This window comes from Mycobacterium barrassiae, assembly GCF_025822765.1.
Taxonomy (GTDB): Bacteria; Actinomycetota; Actinomycetes; order Mycobacteriales; family Mycobacteriaceae; genus Mycobacterium; species Mycobacterium barrassiae.
On the sequence record NZ_JACKUK010000029.1, the window covers coordinates 143,253 to 160,402 of the forward strand.

The window sequence follows — 17,150 nt, forward strand, 5'->3', positions numbered from 1 at the left end:
ATACGGTTACAACCGGCGGCGCGCAAAGGCGGCGGCGACCCGGCCGATGACGCCACCTTCGGTGTCCCGCTTGGTGACTCGTACGACGATCCAGCCGAGTTCGGTCAGTTCGTCATATCGCCTGATGTCCTTGTTGAAAACGTCCGGGTCGGTCCGATGGTGATCACCCTCGTACTCGGCCGCCACTTTGATGTCTTCCCACCCCATGTCGAGTTCGGCAACCAGCGCACCGTAGGCGTCGTAAACGGGTATCTGCGTCGTCGGACGAGGGAATCCGTTGCGAATGAGCAGCAGACGGAGCCACGTCTCGCGCGGCGACTCCGCTCCCGGATCCACGAGGTCCAAGACCTTGCGGGCGTTCCGAATGCCGTGGCGTCCGCGATACCGGTCGGCCAGCAGCTCGACGTCGGCCATCTTCAGGCGGGTCGCACGAGCGAGCGCGTCGATGGCCGCGACAGCCGAGTCCACGGAATTTCGGCACGCGAGGTCGAGAGCGGTTCTCGCCGGAGTCGTCACCCGCAAGCCGCCGATAACGCAGATCTCGTCGTCCTCGATGCTGTCCGCCCAGGCGACGACTCCAGGAGTGCGCCGACGATTGGCGTCGATGATCGCGGCGGGCAGTCGCGGGTCTATCCAGCGGGCGCCGTGAAGCGACGACGCCGAGAGCCCGGCCAGGATTCCCCGCCGTCTGGATCTCAGCCACGCTCCCCTGGCTCGGACGATGGGCGTGACCCGTACATCCTTGCCGATGTACACGTCCCGATGGAGCGCGACGAAGTCTCGCCTCAGCGTGTGCCGCGTGAGCTCCCCACTCGCGATCGCTTCGCTACCCAGAAAGGGTTGATCCATGGCCGGATTCTGCATTCGGGTGCCGACACCGCGGCGGGCGTAACGCCATGGTGCGATCGCGGCCAAATTCACGCCGTGCGGTTACAACCGGCGCTAGTCGGCATCACCGACGTCGTCGGCTTTGGCGGCGATGACGGGCTCGTCCGCAGTCGACTGAGCGGCCTCTTCTTCCTCTGGGTCATCGGCGAGCAGTACCCTGGCCGCGCTGTTGAGGAACGCCACGGCGGGCACGGCGAGCAGGGCGCCGACGATGCCGGCCGTGACACCACCCGCCGCGATCGCGAGCACGACGGCCAACGGGTGGATCGAGACGGCGCGCCCCATCACCAGCGGCTGCAGCACGTGGCCCTCCAGCTGCTGGACCGCGACGATCAGGCCGAGAGTGATGAGCGCGAAGATCCAGCCCTTCGCAATCAGCGCCACGACGACGGCGAGAAATCCCGCGATCACCGCACCGACGAGCGGGATGAACGCGCCCAGAAACACCAGCGACGCCAACGGAAGCGCCAACGGGATGCCCATGATGGCCAGACCCGCGCCGATCCCCACCGCGTCGACCAGCGCCACCAGGAACGTCGCGCGCACATAGCCGATCAGTGAGCGGAACCCCGCACGGCCGGCTTCGCGGACGCGCGGCTGCACGGTGTCGGGGAAGATCTTGGTGACGAAGCCGAAGATGTTGCGGCCGCCGTGCAGCAGGAAGATCAGCGTGAACAGCACGAGCAGCGCACCGGTGACGATCTCAGTAAGGGTGCTCGCCGTCGAAAGCGCCCCGCTGGTCACCTTCTCCTGGTTGTTGCGCAGCGCCTCGAGGGCACTCTCTCGGATCTGCTGAATCTGTTCATGGCCGACCTGAAGGGGGCTGTGCGCCAACCAGTTTCCGAAGCCTTCGATGCTGTGGCCCACCTGTTCGGCGAGCGCGGGCACACCCTCGATGAACTGGCTGATCACGAAGGTGAGGATGCCGCCGACCACCGCGAAACCGGACAGCAGCATCAACGCCACCGCGAGCCCGCGCGGAGTGCCGAGACGATCGAGGAAGTCCACGGCGGGCAGCAACAGCGCCGCCACCATGGTCGCCAGCGCGACCGGAACGACGATCAGTTCGAGCTTTTTGATCAGCCAAAGCACCGCGAAGACCGCGGCGAAGATCACCAACAGCCGCCACGACCAAGCGGCGGCCTTGCGAACCAGCGGGCTGACCGCCTGGTCAGCATCAGAAAGGCCGGCGGGCATCCCGCCAGCGTAACGGCCCGCCCCGCGGAGTCCACGTATCTCGGGAAACCGCCTCTCACGCTTTACCCTGTAGGGCGTGTCGCACGACGCGCCTGCGCGCGAGGCCCGCGCCGCGCGCGGCAAGTACTGGTGGCTGCGATGGGTGATCATCGCGGTCGCGGTCGTCGTGCTGTCGGTCGAACTGACCCTGGTACGCGATCAGCTCGCCGACGCGTGGCGCAGCCTGTACACGGCCAACTGGTGGTGGGTGCTCGCCGCCGTGGGCGCGGCGATGGCGTCGATGCACTTCTTCGGAGACATCCAGCGCAAGCTGCTGCGCTCGGCGGGCGTGCCAGTGCACCAGTGGCGCTCGCAGGCGGCGTTCTACGGCGGAAACTCGTTGAGCACCACGCTGCCCGGCGGCCCGGTGCTGTCGGCCACGTTCATCTACCGCCAACAGCGCATCTGGGGCGCCACCCCTGTCGTGGCCTCATGGCAGCTGGTGATGTCGGGCGCACTGCAGGTCATCAGCCTCGCGCTGCTCGGCCTTGGCAGCGCGTTCTTCCTTGGCGCCAAACACAACCCGTTCTCCCTGATCTTCACGCTCGCCGGCTTCATCATGCTGATCGTGCTCGCCCAGACCGTGGCGTCACGCCCGGACCTGCTCGACGGCATCGGTGTCCGTGTGCTGTCGTGGGTCAACTATCTACGGGCCAAACCGTCGGACAACGGGCTGGCGAAGTGGCGAGAGACCCTGGCTCAACTCGAATCGGTCAAGCTGTCGCGCCGCCAGATGGGCGTCGCCTTCGTGTGGTCGATGATGACCCTCGTCACCGGTGTGGCGACACTGTTGTTCGCGTGCTTCGCCGCGAGCGGTAAGCCCTCGCTGCTCGGTGTGGTCGTCGCCTACGTCGCCGCCCGTGCCGTCGGTTCGATACCGCTGATGCCCGGCGGGCTGTTGGTGGTCGAGGCCGTGCTGGTACCGGGTTTGGTGTCCAGCGGAATGACCTTGGCCTCGGCGATTTCCGCAATGCTCATCTACCGGTTGGTCAGCTGGATCTTCATCGCCGCTGTCGGCTGGGTGGTGTTCTTCTTCATGTTCCGCATGGAGGCCGACGTCGATCCCGACGCCGCGACCGACACCGCCATCGAGGAACCGCGCCAGCCTGTCACCGACGCCGACGCGCACCACGAGCCCGACCCGTAGCGGATTATGCACCGGCTCATGGGATTCCGGACCGTCACCGCATGCACGGCCGCCGTCATGTTCGTCGCCGGCTGCTCGACCACGTCGGAACCACCCGCAGCGTCCTCATCCCCGACGACGACCTCATCGACGGCCGGCTCCGGGCCCATCCGCGGTCCCCTGCCACCGGTCGCGACACCGTTGGTCGGCAGCGTCCTCGCCGCACCCGTTCCCGTTCCCGCGAGCGACGGCAAGACCCACCTCGCCTACGAGGTTCAGTTGACCAACGTGCTCGCCCAGGAGATAACGCTCACCTCGTTCGTGGTGCTCGACCGCGACGTGTCGCTGCTCAACCATTCCGGTGATCAGCTCGCCGGCTGGACCCGCATCATCGGAACCACTACGCCGACAACGAAAATCGGGCCCGCGCAGACCGCCGTCGTATGGGTGGACCTCGCGCTGGACGAAGGCGCGACAGTGCCGAGCCGGCTTGTGCACGCGATAGGCCTGTCGCTGCCCGACCCCAAGCCGCCGCTGTTCCCCGCGACCATGACCATCGACATCGCGCCGGTCGACGTCGGAACGCGCGAGCCGGTCGTCATCTCGCCACCGTTGACGGGGTCGAACTGGCTCGACGGTGGCGGGTGCTGCGATATGGTCCCGCATCGGATGGCGCTCAACCCGATCGACGGCCAACTCTGGGCGGCCGAGCGATTCGCGATCGACTACGTGCAGCTGGAGTCCGACGCTCGCGAATACCACGGAGACCCGACCGAACTCGAGAGTTATCCGGCGTTCGGCAACGACGTCCGCGCCGTCGCCGACGGTCCGGTGGTGGCCGCAGTCGACGGACTGCCCGAACAGATACCCGGGAAGGTCCCAACAGGACTGGCGCTCGACCAGTACCCCGGCAACCACATCGTCCAAGATCTCGGCGGCGGCAACTTCGCGCTGTACGCCCATCTGAAGACGGGAACGGTCGCGGTCAAACCCGGCGACCGGCTGAGCGCTGGGCAGGTGATCGGCGCCGTCGGCAACACCGGCAACTCCAGTTCGCCACATCTGCACTTCCACGTGATGAGCACCGCCGATCCGCTGCGTTCCGATGGACTTCCCTTCGTGTACACCGATTTTCGGGTCGACTCGCGCATCGCCGTATCGCTGGAGGAACTGGAGGAACTTCCCGACGACCAGCCTGTGCCACTGCAACCGGGCTTAGCCGCGCGCGACGAGAAGGACGTCATGCCAATGAATCTCGATGTGATGACCTATGCCGACTGAAGCGCGTCCCGCGGTGACGGCGTTCCTGACCGACATCATCTGCGTCATCGTCTTCTGCACCATCGGCAGGCGCAGTCACGCCGAAGGACTGACCGTCTCCGGCATCGCCGAGACCGCATGGCCGTTTCTGGTCGGCACACTGGTTGGCTGGCTGCTGAGTCTGGCGTGGCGGCGCCCGGCCGCACTCGTGCCGACCGGTGTGACGGTCTGGGTGTGCACCATCATCGTGGGGATGCTGCTGCGGAAGCTCACGTCTGCCGGAGTGGCCCCGAGTTTCATTGTTGTGGCTTCGCTTTCGACCGCAGTGCTCCTACTGGGATGGCGCGTCGGGGCCCGCCTGCTCACCCGAGGCTGACACCGTCAGGGTCGCTCGCAGCCCGCCCAGCGGCCCGTCGGACAGTTCGATGTCGCCACGATGCAGGGTGGCCTGTTGGGCCACCAGCGCGAGGCCGAGTCCGGAGCCGCCCGGTGCGGCGGTGCTGCCGCGGGAGAACCGGCCCAGCACCGTCTTGTGCTCCTCAGCGGGCAGACCTCGCCCGTTGTCGTCGACGATGATGACGATCATGTCGCCGGTCCGTCGGGCCTCCAGCACGATGCGGGTCGCCTGCCCGTGCGTGATCGCGTTGCGCACCAGGTTGTCGACGGCCAGGCGCAGACCGCTCGGCCAGCCCCAGATGGGTTCGAGGTCGTCCTCTGCCTCGACGACGACCTCGACGTCCGTGTTGAGCCGCATGTTCTCCCTGGCGACCCGGTCCAACATGTCGGCGATGTCGATGGGTTCGCGGTCCTCGACCTGTGCCAGCTGACCGGAGGCCAGTTGTCCGAGCGCGGTGATGATCGCCTCCACCCGGCGCTGCGCCCTGGAGAGGTCCGCGACCACCTCCTGGCGTTCCTCGTCGGGCAGGTCGTGGATCCGCAATGTGTCCAGATCGGCGCGCATCGCCGTCAGGGGCGTGCGTAGCTCGTGGGCCGCGTTGGCGGCGAAATCCTGGGCGGCCTGCAGCGAGTTCGTGGTCGCGCGCTGTGCGGCAGCCAGCCTGCTCAGCATCTCCGACATCGCCTCGGAGAGGTCCTCCGCCTCACGCACGCCCCGCACCTCGGGCATCTGCTCGCTGCCCCGGCTCAATTGCTTGGTGTGCTCGGTGAGCCTGCGCAGCGGTCGGATCGCCGGACCCGCGAGCAGCCATCCCAGCAGAGCGGCGATCAGCACCGTGAGCAGACCAGCCGCGGTGTAGATCGGAATCCTGGCGCGGTTCAACAGAATGCTGTCGGCGCGGATGCCGATCGACATCATCACCCCGTCGGGTTCGTCGACGGGAAGGGTGCGGACCCGATACTCGACGCCGTTGACTTCGACGGTCTCGGTTCCCGGCGGCAGAGGCGGTAGCTGAAAGCCGCGCTGGAACACCACCTGCCCGCTGGATACGGACCGGCCCGTCGTCAACACTCCGCGGCGGGGATCCTGTATCTGCTCGGGATACATGCTGGCGTCGACGATCGCGTCGAGGCGACGATCCAGTTGCGCCGCATCGTTATTCGCCAGCACCAGCGACGTCGCGATCGTGAACACCGCCACGACCCCAGCCGCCGCCGCGGCCGATGCGACAGCGACGCGGGTGCGCAGCGATGCGGATCGCAGAAACCGCGGAACTCTCACGCGCTAAGGCTAAAGCTCGTCACCCGGGTTCGACGGCCCGCCTCAGGCCTCGTCCCGCAGCACGTATCCGATCCCCCGGACGGTGTGGATCACCCGCGGCAGGCCGTCACGCTCGAGCTTGCGGCGTAGGTAGGAGATGAAGACGTCGGCGACATTGGTGTCGACGTCGAAGTCGTACCCCCACACCAACTCGAGCAGTCGCTGGCGACTGAGCACCACACCGGCGTTCTCGGCCAGCACGGCGAGCAGATCGAATTCGCGCTTGGTCAGGTTGACCCGCTCACCGCCTGCGAACACCAGCCGTCGCGCGGCGTCGATGGTCAACGGGCCGACCGTCGTGGTGTCCGACTGCTGGTCGGAGTGGCCGGCCCGGCGCAGCAGGGCGTGCAAGCGTGCGACCAGCTCGCCCAGATCGAACGGTTTCGTCAGGTAGTCGTCGGCGCCGGCTTCCAAGCCTGCGATGCGGTCGTTGACCGTATCCCGCGCGGACAGCACGCAGATCGGAATCTCGTTGCCGAGTGCGCGCAGCGCGGTGACGACGGCGACACCGTCGAGCTCGGGCATCTGGACATCGAGCACGAGTGCGTCGTGCGACTCGTTCGACAGCAGCCGCAAGGCCTCTTTGCCGGTGGCGGCGACCCGAACGTCGAAGCCCGAATGGCGCAGTCCGCGCGCCACGGAGGTCCTGACGTCCGGGTCGTCGTCGACCATGAGCACAGTGCGCCCAGAGCCGTCCCCCGTCGACGGCTCATGCGCACCCCCGAACGGAGGCTTAACTGTCCGCGATGCCGTCGCCGTTGGTGTCGCCGCAGCGGTTCTTGAGGTCCACGAGCGGCTGACGGATTCCGGTCAGATCGGCCTTGGCCTGGGGGTTGGCATCGAGGTAAGCCTTGACGTCATCCTGGACCTCGTCGCGGGGCACGCCCTCGAGGCTCGTGAAGAAAAAGTTCACGTCAGGGTGGGTGAAGAGGTAGGCAGACGTCGCTGCCGAGACACCCGCAGCCACACCAGCCAGGTCCGCCGCGGTGCAGTTGGGCGGGGCGGGTTGCGCCATTGCCGAGGGCATCGCGCCGAACATGATCGCACCGGCGAGCGCGCCGGTTCCCACCGCGCCAGCTACCGCACGTCGGGCAGTACGGGGCGAGAGCAACATGGACAGCTCCTTCTTCGGAAGTGGTAGAGGCCGTAACCGTGAGCGGTTACCGACACCAAAAGCTAAGCAGAATGTTCACAGACTTTCCTGCCTTGGGACCAACGAGTCGCGAGAAACTCGGAAATCGCAGCTCATCGACCCCACCAGCGAAGGCTGCGGGTCGATCTTGACTACGGCAGGCCCGCGATCGCAGTCGTGGGCAGCGGCGCTGTGCCTTGTGAGACCGGCGATACCGCCGACGTTTGCGCCGGTGTCGGCCCGCCCACCGGGCCGGTTGCAGGCCCGCCGGCCGCTGCGCCTGGCAAACTCGCCGGCACCCCGGTGCTCTGCTGCGCGGCCTGTATCAGACCCAGCAGCTGCGGCAGCGTCAGCGGCAACTTGCACCGGCTGGACAGCGTCGCCAGCGGCTGCTGCAGCTGCTGCATGTCCTTGGCGGCTTGCGGGTTCGCGTCGAAGTGCGCCTTGGCCGCCGCGATCGACTGCGGGCCGGGCTGTTGTTTGGCGATCGTCGTCAACGCCTGATTGGTTTGCGGATGCGAATCCAGGTAGTTGCCCGTGGAGGTGGCCACCGATCCGATCGTCTTGGCGACCTCGCTGGCCGCACAGGGGTCCGGCGCCGCACTCGCTGACGGTATCGCCGCGGATGACACCGCGATCGCGACGACGGCTGTGAAACTTGCGGCGATCGATTTCATGACGGGACTCCTCACGGTCTGCGAACCCGGTTTGCGAACGTCTGGGCGCACCGCAAACGCTCGCCACTCGGCGGCAATCGATCCCCGACAACAAAAGTGGCCGATACGGCCGACTCACATAGTGCCATCCGCATCGCGGCGCTTACCAATTCAGCGGGAAGGGGTACAGGAAACTGCCAGCTGACGATCAGGTCGGACGGCCTTGGTGAAGAAGGGGGTTAAAGCTGCCTAAGGCGTTGCTGGCAGGATTCTCGCGGATCCTCGCTATAGCACACGCTGTTGTACGCTCACGCTAGCAACGCCGGGGAGAAAGCGGGGAGTTCGCCATCCAGCAGTTCATGATGCGCTTGAGCAGCACCCTGCGCAGATATCGCTGGGCGGTGTTCGCTGTGTGGCTGCTTCTCCTGGTGCCATCGATCTATCTCGCGGTGACCCAATCGAGTCACCTCACCGGCGGCGGGTTCGAGGTCGAGGGCTCCCAATCGCTGCGCGTCCAACGCGAGCTCGAGGACAACTTCCCGGACCAGGGGGCGTCGCCACTGGCCCTGGTGGCCGCACCCCGCGCCGACGCGTCCTTCGACGACATGAACGACGCGGTCGCCTTTCTGGAACGCGCCGCGGCCGAGGTGCCCAGCGTCAGGATCGTGCCCAATCCTCAGCAGCCCGCTCCACAGCCCGACCGCCCGTACGTCATCACCCTGCAGCTGGACTTCGACAACACCGGCGCGGTGGACGTCGCGAAGAAACTGCGCCAGAAGGTCGGCGTCGACGGCGAGGACCCCGGCGAGATCGAGAACGGCCGGGTCAAGCTCTACGTCATCGGCCAGGGTGCGCTCGGCGCCGCCGCGACGCAGGCCACCAAACACGACATCGCGCAAGCCGAGCGGTGGAACCTGCCGATCGTCCTGATCGTCCTGCTCGCGGTGTTCGGGTCACTGGCCGCCGCGGCAATGCCGCTGGTGCTCGGGATTTGCACCGTCGTCGTGACGATGGGGCTGGTCTATCTGCTGTCGATGTACACCACGATGTCGGTGTTCGTGACGTCGACGGTGTCGATGTTCGGCATCGCCGTTGCCATCGACTACTCGTTGTTCATCCTCATGCGCTTCCGCGAGGAGCTTCGCTCGGGCCGCGACCCCGAACAGGCCGCCGACGCCGCGATGGCCACCTCCGGCCTCGCGGTGGTGCTGTCCGGCCTCACGGTGGTCGCCTCGGTGACCGGCATCTACCTGATCCAGACCCCCGTGCTGGTCTCGATGGCCACGGGCGCGATCCTCGCGGTCACGATCGCGGTGCTGACCTCGACGACGTTGACGCCCGCCGTGCTCGCGACGTTCGGCAAAGCGGCGGCCAAGCGCTCGTCCTACCTGCATTGGTCACGCCGCCCGGAGACCACTCAGTCGCGATTCTGGACGCGGTGGACGGGCTGGGTCATGCGGCGCCCGTGGCTGGCGGCGCTCGGGGCGTCGGCGCTGCTGCTGGTGCTGGCCGCTCCCGCGTTCTCGATGGTGCTCGGCAACAGCATGCAGCGTCAGTTCGACCCCACCCACGAGATCCGCGGCGGGGTGAACGCGGCGGCCGAGGCGCTCGGTCCCGGCGCGCTCGGTCCGGTGCGGGTGCTGGTGAGCTTCCCCGACGGCAATGCCGCCTCGGCGCCGGCCAAGGAACCGCTGCTGGACACCGTCCGCCAGCGAATCGCGCAGGGTCCCAACGTCGTCTCGGTGGCGCCACCGGTGTTCGGCGAGGATTATCGGCACGCCCTGCTGTCGGCGGTGCTGTCGGTGGACCCCGAGGACATGGGCGCGCGTGACACCGTCGACTGGCTGCGCAAAGAACTTCCCGCCACCCCCGGACTCGGCGACGCCCGCATCGACGTCGGCGGGCCGACCGCACTGATCAAGGACTTCGACGATCAGGTGTCCGCGAAACAGCCGCTGGTGTTCGCCTTCGTCGCGCTGATCGCGTTCGTGATGCTGCTGATCGCGATTCGTTCGGTGTTCCTGGCGCTCAAGGGCGTGCTGATGACCGTCCTTTCGGTGGCGGCCGCCTACGGCAGCCTCGTCGTCGTCTTCCAGTGGGGCTGGCTGGAGGCGCTTGGCTTCAAGCAGATCTCGTCGCTGGACAGCACCATCCCACCGCTGGTGCTGGCGATGACGTTCGGCCTGTCGATGGACTACGAGATCTTCCTGCTGACCCGCATCCGGGAGCGGTTCCTGCAGACCGGTAACACCCGCGATGCCGTCGCGTACGGCGTGAGCACCAGCGCCCGCACGATCACCAGCGCCGCGCTGATCATGATCGCGGTGTTCATCGGGTTCGCGTTCGCGGGCATGCCGCTGGTTGCGCAGCTCGGTGTGGCGTGTGCCGTGGCCATCGCGGTCGACGCGACGGTGGTGCGCCTGGTGCTGGTGCCCGCGCTGATGGCGATGTTCGACGAATGGAACTGGTGGCTGCCGCGCTGGCTGGACCGCATCCTGCCGTCGGTCGACTTCGAGAAGCCGCTGCCCAAGGTCGACATCCCCGACCTCATCATCATCCCCGACGACCTGTCATCTCTCGGTCCGACCGGTTCGGAGCTGCGGACAGTGGTCAAGTCGGCGGCGAAGCTGAAAGCCCTTGCCCCCCAGGCCGTTACCGTCGCCGATCCGCTGGCCTTCAGCGGCTGTCAGCCGGTGACGCAGCTGCGCAGCGCCAGCCGCATCAACGGCACGCACCGCGACGGCGGCAACGGCAAGGCGGTGCTGACCGCGGAGCTGCCGGTGCATCCCGTGACGATGTGGCGGGGCCGGCTGTCGGTGGCGCTCGAAGCATTGCAGGCGGAATCCGAACTCGAACGGGCACCGATGGAGCGCACGACGCCCGTCGAGACCACGAACGTGCAACTGCCGACCGGCGACCGTCTGCAGATTCCCACCGGCGCGGAGACTCTGCGGCTGCAGAGCTACCTCATCATGTGCCGGAACAGCACCAAGGACTACGCGGAGTTCGCGGAGTTGGTCGACGCCATGGAAGCTCGAACCGCCGCATTGGTGCTGACGGGAATGGACCGGTACTACTGTGGACAGGATCCGAGGAAACAATGGGTGGCCACCCAGTTGGTGCGCCGACTGGCCGACCCCCAACCGTCAGACGAGCACGACACCCGCATGTCGGGTCCACAGGCGGAGGCTGATTGGGCCAAGGTGAAGGAACGCTGCCTGGCCGTGGCGGTGGCGATGCTGGAGGAGGCGAGGTGACGGTGACTCCCGACGTTCGGGATACTCAGCGCCGTCCGGCCGACGACCGACCGGTCGAGTTCTGGCCCACCGCCGCGATCCGCGCCGCGCTCGAGACCGACGATCTGGCGGTCTGGCAGCGCATCGTGGCGGCGATCAAACGCGACCCCTTCGGCCGCACCGCGCGCCAGGTCGAAGAGGTGCTGCGGACCGCCAAGCCGTACGGCGTCTCCAAAGCGCTCGCCGAGGTGCTCAACCGCACCCGCGAACATCTGGAAGCCAATGAGCGCGCCGAGGTCGCGCGGCAGATCCAGGCGATGCTCGAGAAGTCCGGTCTGGGCCAGCAGGAGTTCGCGTCGCGGATCGGCGTGCCTAACGAGGACTTCGCGACGTTTCTCAGCGGTGACGCCAGTCCGTCCGCATCGTTGATGGTGCGCATGCGCAGGCTCGCCGACCGCTTCGCCAAGATGCGCTCGACGCGCCGCGACGACCGGGCCTGAGCCCCTAGGCTGGCGGCATGAACAGCAACAACAAGGCCGCGATCAGCCTCACCACCGGACTCGAAGATCCCGAGAAGGTCACCGTGGCGTTCCTGGTCGCCGTCGGCGCCGCCGAAAGCGGCCGTCCGACGCTGATGTTCCTGACCAAGGAGGCCGTCCGGCTGGTTGTGCCGGGGGTGGCCGTCGGCACGGCGTGCGACGGCTGTCCACCGCTGGAGGAGTTGATGGAACGCTATGCGAAGGCGGGTGGCCGGTATCTGGTCTGCCCGATCTGCATCAAGTCCAAGCAGCTCGACGCCGACAGCTTCATCAGCGGAGCCGAACCGGGCGGGACGGTCCAGCTCTGGGAATGGATCGGCGACGGCGCGACGACGTTCAGTTACTAGCCGCCCGTGGACATCGAACGCATCCTCCGGGATACCAAAAGCGTGGCGATCGTGGGTGTTTCGAGTGACCCCATGCGCCCGAGCCACGGCGTCTGGCAATACCTGAGGGCGGCCAGCAACTACACGCTCTACCTGGTGAACCCGACGATCAGCGAGATCGACGGCACTCCGGTCTACCCGTCGCTTGCGCACCTGCCCGTCGTCCCTGACATGGTCGACGTGTTCCGCCGCCGCGAGCATCTGCGCTCCGTGCTGACCGACACGATCGACATCGGTGCGAAAACGCTTTGGCTGCAACAGGGTCTGTGGGACGACGACATCGCCCGCGACGGTACCGCGGCTGGGCTACAGGTCGTGATGGACCGCTGCCTGAAGGTCGACCACCAGCGATTTGTGTGCATTCGCGAGCGCTGAGCGCTCCTAAACGCACACAAATCGCCCGGGAAATCTAGCGGGAGTGGATCGGTGACACGTCGTCGACCAGCCAGCGACCGTCGTGTTTGGACAGCTGGACCCGCAATGCGAGCACGGCGGTGTCGGGTGGGCGTCCAGGCGAATTCTGCGTCCCGTGCATGATCACGGCGACGCTGGCGGCGGCCGGTCCGATGGCTTCGACACCCGCGGACACGGTGCTGGCGTGAGCCGTGATGTTCCGGCTCGCCAAATCCTTTGCCACCGTGTCGAATTCCTTCTTGAACGCCTCCGCACTCTCCGGTGACATCCTCGCTGCGGCGCGTTCGATCGACCCGGTCGGGTTCTGCGGGGTGAACGTCGCCGACGCCTCCGCCACGCTGGTGGCGATGCCGACGACTTCGGCGGTGTCGTTGCGCAGGTTGCGGTCGGGCACCGACCAATTCAGGTAGCCGACGACCACCGCGGCCGCCAGCGCCACCGTCGCGCCTCCGGCCACCGCCAGCCGCAGCCGTGGCCCGTCGTCGTCGGTGCCGACGCTGACCCCGTCCCTGCGAGCCAGCACCGCGTTCACCACGACGGCCTGGACGATGAGAAGGCACAGCACCGAACACGCCGAGACCCACCACAACGGCCATCCGAGCGCGATGCCGATGTAGACGAGCGCGGCGATTGCAGCCAGCGGCGGCAACACATCGAACGCCAGAATGCGCCAGGCGTATCTCATCGGATCGGTTCCAGCCGCGAGATCATCAGCCGGCCGTCGATGTCGGAGACGTCGAGGCGCAGCGTCCAGCGCACCGTCTGGGGCTTTTCGCTGCCGGCGTTTTCACTGATCGACGTCGCCACCACCATCACGGTGTCGGTGCGCGACGCGAACTCGGCCATCTCGGGCGCCGATGGCAGGGGCTGCCCCTGCGCGTTCGGCGGTTGATGGTGGACGTACTCCACAGCCACCGAATCGATCTGGCCGGTGGTGCGCGACTGCAACTTCTGAACCAGCTCCCGGTACGGCTTGACCGAGGCGTCGAAGTCGGCGTTCAGCTGTCCGACAGTGCCCTCGTGGAGCCGGGCCAGGCTGGCGTCGACGGTGTCCTTGTTCATGTTGATGAGCACGCTGGTCCAGTCGGCGGCGGCCTGCATCGCGCGGGTGCGGTAGCGCAGTTCCTCAGCGTCGCTGCGGTGCTGCGTCCAGATCAGGGCGGCGAGCACGATCGCTGCGACGGCGATCACACCGATCACCGCGGAGCCGATGCCGTAGCCGGAAATACCGGGACCAGCGTCGTCCTGCACGTCGTCGGGCATGCGCGTGAGGGTACCTGGCGCGCTGTGCCGCGCGGCCCCGACGACCTGTCTGGCACCCTGGTGGGGTGACGGTAGAAACGACGCACGGCGCAGCGGGAGCGACCATCAGATCCGGTATCGACCTGAGCTACGTCGACTCTGACGCCCGCCCACAAGACGATCTGTTCGGCCACGTCAACGGCCGCTGGCTGGCCGAGTACGAGATGCCCGGCGACCGGGCCACCGACGGCGCGTTCCGCGCGCTGTACGACCGCGCCGAGGAGCAGGTCCGCGACCTGATCACCGAAGCCGCATCATCCGGCGCCGCAAAAGGCACTGACGAGCAGCGCATCGGCGACCTGTACGCCAGCTTCATGGACGAGCAGGCCGTGGCCGCGCGGGGCGTGCAGCCGCTGCTGGACGAGTTGGCCGCCATCGACGCCGCCGCCACCCCCGAGGCGCTGGCCGCGGTGCTCGGGGCCTTGCAGCGCACCGACGTCGGCGGCGCGACGGGAATCTACGTCGACACCGACTCGAAGAACTCCACCCGCTACCTGGTGCACCTGACCCAGTCCGGTCTGGGCCTGCCCGACGAGTCGTACTACCGCGAGGAGCAACACGCGGAGATCCTCGCCGCCTATCCGCGCCACATCGCCGCGATGCTCGGACTCGTCTACGGCGAGGAGAGCCAACACAACGAGTGGCAGGCGACGGCGGAGCGCATCGTCGCGCTGGAGACCAAGCTGGCCGCGGCACATTGGGACGTGGTCAAGCGCCGCGACGCCGATCTGACCTACAACCTGAGGACCTTCGCCGATCTGCCCGAAGAGGCGCCCGGCTTCGACTGGTCCGCATGGGTGACGGCGCTGGGACTCACGCCGCAGAAGGTGGCCGAAGTCGTTGTCCGCCAACCCGACTACCTGACCGCTTTCGCCGCCGCCTGGGCCTCCGAAGACATCGAGGACTGGAAGTCATGGCTGCGGTGGCGGGTGATCAACTCCCGCGCGTTCCTGCTGACCGACGACCTCATTGCCGAGAACTTCGAGTTCTACGGTCGCAGGCTCTCGGGCACCCAAGAGATCCGCGAGCGGTGGAAGCGCGCCGTGTCGCTGGTCGAGGGGCTGATGGGCGACGCCGTCGGAAGACTTTATGTCGAGCGGCATTTCCCGCCCCAGGCCAAGGCCCGGATGGACGAACTCGTGGCCAACCTGCGGGAGGCCTACCGCGTCAGCATCAACTCGCTGGAGTGGATGACGCCGCAGACGCGTGAGCGGGCGCTCGCCAAGCTCGACAAGTTCACGCCCAAGATCGGTTATCCGGCGAAGTGGCGCGACTATTCGTCGCTGGTGATCGAGCGCGACGATCTGTACGGCAACTATCTGCGCGGATGCGCGGTGGAGTATGCGCGGGAGGTGGCCAAGCTCGGCGGGCCCGTCGACCGCGACGAGTGGTTCATGACCCCGCAGACCGTCAACGCGTACTACAACCCCGGGATGAACGAAATCGTCTTCCCCGCTGCGATTCTGCAGCCGCCGTTCTTCGACGCCGACGCGGACGACGCCGCCAATTACGGCGGTATCGGGGCCGTGATCGGCCATGAGATCGGGCACGGATTCGACGATCAGGGCGCCAAGTACGACGGCGACGGGAACCTGGTGGACTGGTGGACCGATGAGGACCGCGCCGAGTTCGGTAAGCGGACAAAAGCTTTGATCGAGCAGTACGACGAATACGTGCCGCGGACGCTGAGCAACGGCCACCACGTGAACGGCGCGTTCACCGTCGGCGAGAACATCGGCGATCTGGGCGGCCTCTCGATCGCGCTGTTGGCCTACCGGCTGTCGCTGAAGGGTGAGCCGGCGCCGGTGATCGACGGGCTGACCGGCGAGCAGCGGGTCTTCTTCGGCTGGGCGCAGGTGTGGCGCACGAAATCCCGTGACGCCGAGGCCATCCGGCGGCTCGCGACGGACCCGCACTCGCCACCGGAGTTCCGGTGCAACGGCGTCGTCCGCAATATGGATGCGTTCTACGAGGCCTTCGGGGTCGACGAGTACGACGCGCTGTACCTCGATCCGCAGCGGCGGGTCCGGATCTGGAACTGACGAATAGACGCGAAATCCCCCAATTCCGCAAGGATTTGGGGGATTTCGCGTCTTCTCGCGGTGGAAACCGCGGCTAGAACATCTGCCAGTCGGAGGCGCCGTCGGGTTTGTTGTACAGCCCCACGGAGTTCTTGATGACGACGGGGTCACCACTGCCGAAGTTGTCGTAGAACCACTGCGCATCTTCCGGGCTCAGGTTGATGCAGCCGTGGCTGACGTTGCTGTTGCCCTGCGCGCCGACCGACCACGGTGCGCTGTGAACGAAGATGCCGCTGTTGTCGATCCGGACGGCGTCCTGCACCTTGAGCTTGTAGCCCTCGGCGGAGTTGACCGGCACACCGTAGGTCGACGAGTCCATGATGATGTCGGCGAACTTCTCAAGCACGTAGTAGGTGCCGTTCTTGGTCTCGTAGCCCTTCTTGCCCATCGAGACCGGGAACGTCTTCACCAGCTTGCCGTCACGCATGATCTCCATCTCATGCGTGCTGTTGTCGACGGTCGCGACCAACTGTTCGGGGACGGTGAAGCTCGACTTGGTGCCGGCGGCGTCGATGTAGACGGTGGTGCCGGCGGGCCAGAAGTCCTGCGGACGCCACCGCAACTGCGTGTCGCTGGTCCAGTAGAACCTGCCGGGAACCGGCGGCACGGACGTGATGTGCACGGCGTCCTGGGCCATCTGCCGGTTGGCGATGGGCCGCTGGAAGTTGATGTAGATCGGCTTGGCGGCCCCGACCTTGGCACCGTTGGTCGGATTGAACGACGGCGGCAGGAACGGCGGCTCGCCGATGAACGGCGTCGGGTTCTGCCCCTCAGGCGTTCCTTCCGGGATGGCCATCGGCTGGGGCTGCCCAAAGAGCGGCGGCGGCGGGGGCGGCAGAGGCGCACCGAACTCAGGCGGCGCAGGCGGCCCGGGCGGGGCGGGCGGCGGGAATGCAGCCGGAACCGCCTCAGGCGGCAGCGGTGGCGCGGGCGGCGGCACTGGTGCGGCGGCCGGATCGACCGGAGCGGGCGGCGGTGGCGGGGCTGGTTGAGCCAGCGCTGACGGGGTGCTCAACACCATCCCGCCGACCAACCCAGCCGCCATCACAGCGGTAATCAGGCGCCTTCTCATCGGCTGCCGCATACATGACCTCCCAGTCGCACAACTTCGTCCAGTGTGGCACAGCGCCCCACGTGATTTTTACGATCGCAATGCCGCGAAACCCCTGACCACCGC

Annotated in this window: 17 protein-coding genes; 8 read left to right on the forward strand and 9 right to left on the reverse strand. The window is 67.0% G+C overall.

The features are described 5' to 3' along the window. Positions 1-6 precede the first annotated feature (6 nt). The gene (locus tag H7J93_RS20320; RefSeq protein WP_267308111.1) at positions 7-849 is read right to left on the reverse strand and encodes a type IV toxin-antitoxin system AbiEi family antitoxin; all 843 of its coding nucleotides are present in this window, start codon (positions 847-849) and stop codon (positions 7-9) included. Between the two features lie 93 nt (positions 850-942). Then, positions 943-2,085, reverse strand: a complete 1,143-nt coding sequence (locus tag H7J93_RS20325; protein WP_267308112.1) for an AI-2E family transporter — start codon at positions 2,083-2,085, stop codon at positions 943-945. A gap of 76 nt (positions 2,086-2,161) precedes the next feature. Between H7J93_RS20325 and H7J93_RS20330 the strand changes: the two genes are divergently transcribed. Genes H7J93_RS20330 through H7J93_RS20340 form a run of 3 tightly spaced genes read left to right on the forward strand, consistent with a single transcriptional unit; the run spans position 2,162 to position 4,886 of the window. Then, positions 2,162-3,271, forward strand: a complete 1,110-nt coding sequence (locus H7J93_RS20330; protein WP_267308113.1) for a lysylphosphatidylglycerol synthase transmembrane domain-containing protein — start codon at positions 2,162-2,164, stop codon at positions 3,269-3,271. Positions 3,272-3,289: 18 nt separating this feature from the next. Beyond that, a complete protein-coding gene (locus H7J93_RS20335) occupies positions 3,290-4,531 on the forward strand; it encodes a M23 family metallopeptidase (RefSeq protein ID WP_267308114.1) in 1,242 nt (413 codons plus the stop codon). Then, complete coding sequence (locus H7J93_RS20340) at positions 4,521-4,886, forward strand: DUF3054 domain-containing protein (protein ID WP_267308115.1); 366 nt, start codon at positions 4,521-4,523, stop codon at positions 4,884-4,886. The genes H7J93_RS20335 and H7J93_RS20340 overlap by 11 nt, the downstream gene beginning before the upstream one ends. Here the strand turns inward: H7J93_RS20340 and H7J93_RS20345 are convergent. From H7J93_RS20345 to H7J93_RS20360, 4 genes are all read right to left on the reverse strand, one after another. Then, positions 4,842-6,188 carry a HAMP domain-containing sensor histidine kinase gene (locus H7J93_RS20345; protein WP_267308116.1) on the reverse strand — a complete coding sequence of 449 codons (1,347 nt, stop codon included), beginning with the start codon at positions 6,186-6,188 and terminating at the stop codon, positions 4,842-4,844. The two genes, H7J93_RS20340 and H7J93_RS20345, sit on opposite strands and share 45 nt — an antisense overlap. Positions 6,189-6,230: 42 nt before the next feature. Continuing rightward, positions 6,231-6,899 (reverse strand): response regulator transcription factor, encoded by a 669-nt coding sequence (locus H7J93_RS20350; protein ID WP_267308117.1) that lies wholly within the window; start codon positions 6,897-6,899, stop codon positions 6,231-6,233. Between the two features lie 61 nt (positions 6,900-6,960). After that, positions 6,961-7,341 (reverse strand): heme-binding protein, encoded by a 381-nt coding sequence (locus H7J93_RS20355; RefSeq protein ID WP_267308118.1) that lies wholly within the window; start codon positions 7,339-7,341, stop codon positions 6,961-6,963. 170 nt (positions 7,342-7,511) lie between these two features. Next, a complete protein-coding gene (locus tag H7J93_RS20360) occupies positions 7,512-8,036 on the reverse strand; it encodes a hemophore (RefSeq protein ID WP_267308119.1) in 525 nt (174 codons plus the stop codon). Positions 8,037-8,374: 338 nt separating this feature from the next. On the opposite strand from H7J93_RS20360, the gene H7J93_RS20365 reads away from it, so the two are divergent. Genes H7J93_RS20365 through H7J93_RS20380 form a run of 4 tightly spaced genes read left to right on the forward strand, consistent with a single transcriptional unit; the run spans position 8,375 to position 12,551 of the window. Next, on the forward strand, positions 8,375-11,272 hold the full coding sequence (locus H7J93_RS20365) for an MMPL family transporter (protein WP_267308120.1): 2,898 nt from the start codon (positions 8,375-8,377) through the stop codon (positions 11,270-11,272). Further along, a complete protein-coding gene (locus tag H7J93_RS20370; RefSeq protein ID WP_267308121.1) occupies positions 11,269-11,751 on the forward strand; it encodes an XRE family transcriptional regulator in 483 nt (160 codons plus the stop codon). The genes H7J93_RS20365 and H7J93_RS20370 overlap by 4 nt, the downstream gene beginning before the upstream one ends. A gap of 17 nt (positions 11,752-11,768) precedes the next feature. Beyond that, complete coding sequence (locus H7J93_RS20375; RefSeq protein WP_267308122.1) at positions 11,769-12,137, forward strand: DsrE family protein; 369 nt, start codon at positions 11,769-11,771, stop codon at positions 12,135-12,137. A gap of 6 nt (positions 12,138-12,143) precedes the next feature. Then, positions 12,144-12,551 (forward strand): CoA-binding protein, encoded by a 408-nt coding sequence (locus H7J93_RS20380; RefSeq protein WP_267308123.1) that lies wholly within the window; start codon positions 12,144-12,146, stop codon positions 12,549-12,551. A gap of 34 nt (positions 12,552-12,585) precedes the next feature. Here the strand turns inward: H7J93_RS20380 and H7J93_RS20385 are convergent, their stop codons facing one another. Together H7J93_RS20385 and H7J93_RS20390 are read right to left on the reverse strand one after the other, a co-directional pair. Then, positions 12,586-13,275, reverse strand: a complete 690-nt coding sequence (locus H7J93_RS20385; protein ID WP_267308124.1) for a hypothetical protein — start codon at positions 13,273-13,275, stop codon at positions 12,586-12,588. Beyond that, positions 13,272-13,853, reverse strand: a complete 582-nt coding sequence (locus tag H7J93_RS20390) for a hypothetical protein (RefSeq protein WP_267308125.1) — start codon at positions 13,851-13,853, stop codon at positions 13,272-13,274. The genes H7J93_RS20385 and H7J93_RS20390 overlap by 4 nt, the downstream gene beginning before the upstream one ends. Positions 13,854-13,957: 104 nt before the next feature. Between H7J93_RS20390 and H7J93_RS20395 the strand changes: the two genes are divergently transcribed. Continuing rightward, positions 13,958-15,934, forward strand: a complete 1,977-nt coding sequence (locus tag H7J93_RS20395; RefSeq protein WP_267308339.1) for a M13 family metallopeptidase — start codon at positions 13,958-13,960, stop codon at positions 15,932-15,934. Between the two features lie 73 nt (positions 15,935-16,007). On the opposite strand, the gene H7J93_RS20400 is transcribed toward H7J93_RS20395, so the two are convergent. After that, complete coding sequence (locus H7J93_RS20400) at positions 16,008-17,057, reverse strand: L,D-transpeptidase (protein ID WP_267308126.1); 1,050 nt, start codon at positions 17,055-17,057, stop codon at positions 16,008-16,010. Positions 17,058-17,150 lie beyond the last annotated feature (93 nt).

Excerpts from the sequence above, each read along its gene's own strand:
- H7J93_RS20320 (WP_267308111.1), bottom strand. The coding sequence starts at position 849 with ATGGATCAACCCTTTCTGGGTAGCGAAGCGATCGCGAGTGGGGAGCTC.
- H7J93_RS20350 (WP_267308117.1), bottom strand. The coding sequence starts at position 6,899 with ATGGTCGACGACGACCCGGACGTCAGGACCTCCGTGGCGCGCGGACTG.
- H7J93_RS20365 (WP_267308120.1), top strand. The coding sequence starts at position 8,375 with ATGATGCGCTTGAGCAGCACCCTGCGCAGATATCGCTGGGCGGTGTTC.
- H7J93_RS20360 (WP_267308119.1), bottom strand. The coding sequence starts at position 8,036 with ATGAAATCGATCGCCGCAAGTTTCACAGCCGTCGTCGCGATCGCGGTG.
- H7J93_RS20355 (WP_267308118.1), bottom strand. The coding sequence starts at position 7,341 with ATGTTGCTCTCGCCCCGTACTGCCCGACGTGCGGTAGCTGGCGCGGTG.
- H7J93_RS20340 (WP_267308115.1), top strand. The coding sequence starts at position 4,521 with ATGCCGACTGAAGCGCGTCCCGCGGTGACGGCGTTCCTGACCGACATC.
- H7J93_RS20385 (WP_267308124.1), bottom strand. The coding sequence starts at position 13,275 with ATGAGATACGCCTGGCGCATTCTGGCGTTCGATGTGTTGCCGCCGCTG.
- H7J93_RS20375 (WP_267308122.1), top strand. The coding sequence starts at position 11,769 with ATGAACAGCAACAACAAGGCCGCGATCAGCCTCACCACCGGACTCGAA.
- H7J93_RS20325 (WP_267308112.1), bottom strand. The coding sequence starts at position 2,085 with ATGCCCGCCGGCCTTTCTGATGCTGACCAGGCGGTCAGCCCGCTGGTT.
- H7J93_RS20400 (WP_267308126.1), bottom strand. The coding sequence starts at position 17,057 with ATGCGGCAGCCGATGAGAAGGCGCCTGATTACCGCTGTGATGGCGGCT.
- H7J93_RS20390 (WP_267308125.1), bottom strand. The coding sequence starts at position 13,853 with ATGCCCGACGACGTGCAGGACGACGCTGGTCCCGGTATTTCCGGCTAC.
- H7J93_RS20335 (WP_267308114.1), top strand. The coding sequence starts at position 3,290 with ATGGGATTCCGGACCGTCACCGCATGCACGGCCGCCGTCATGTTCGTC.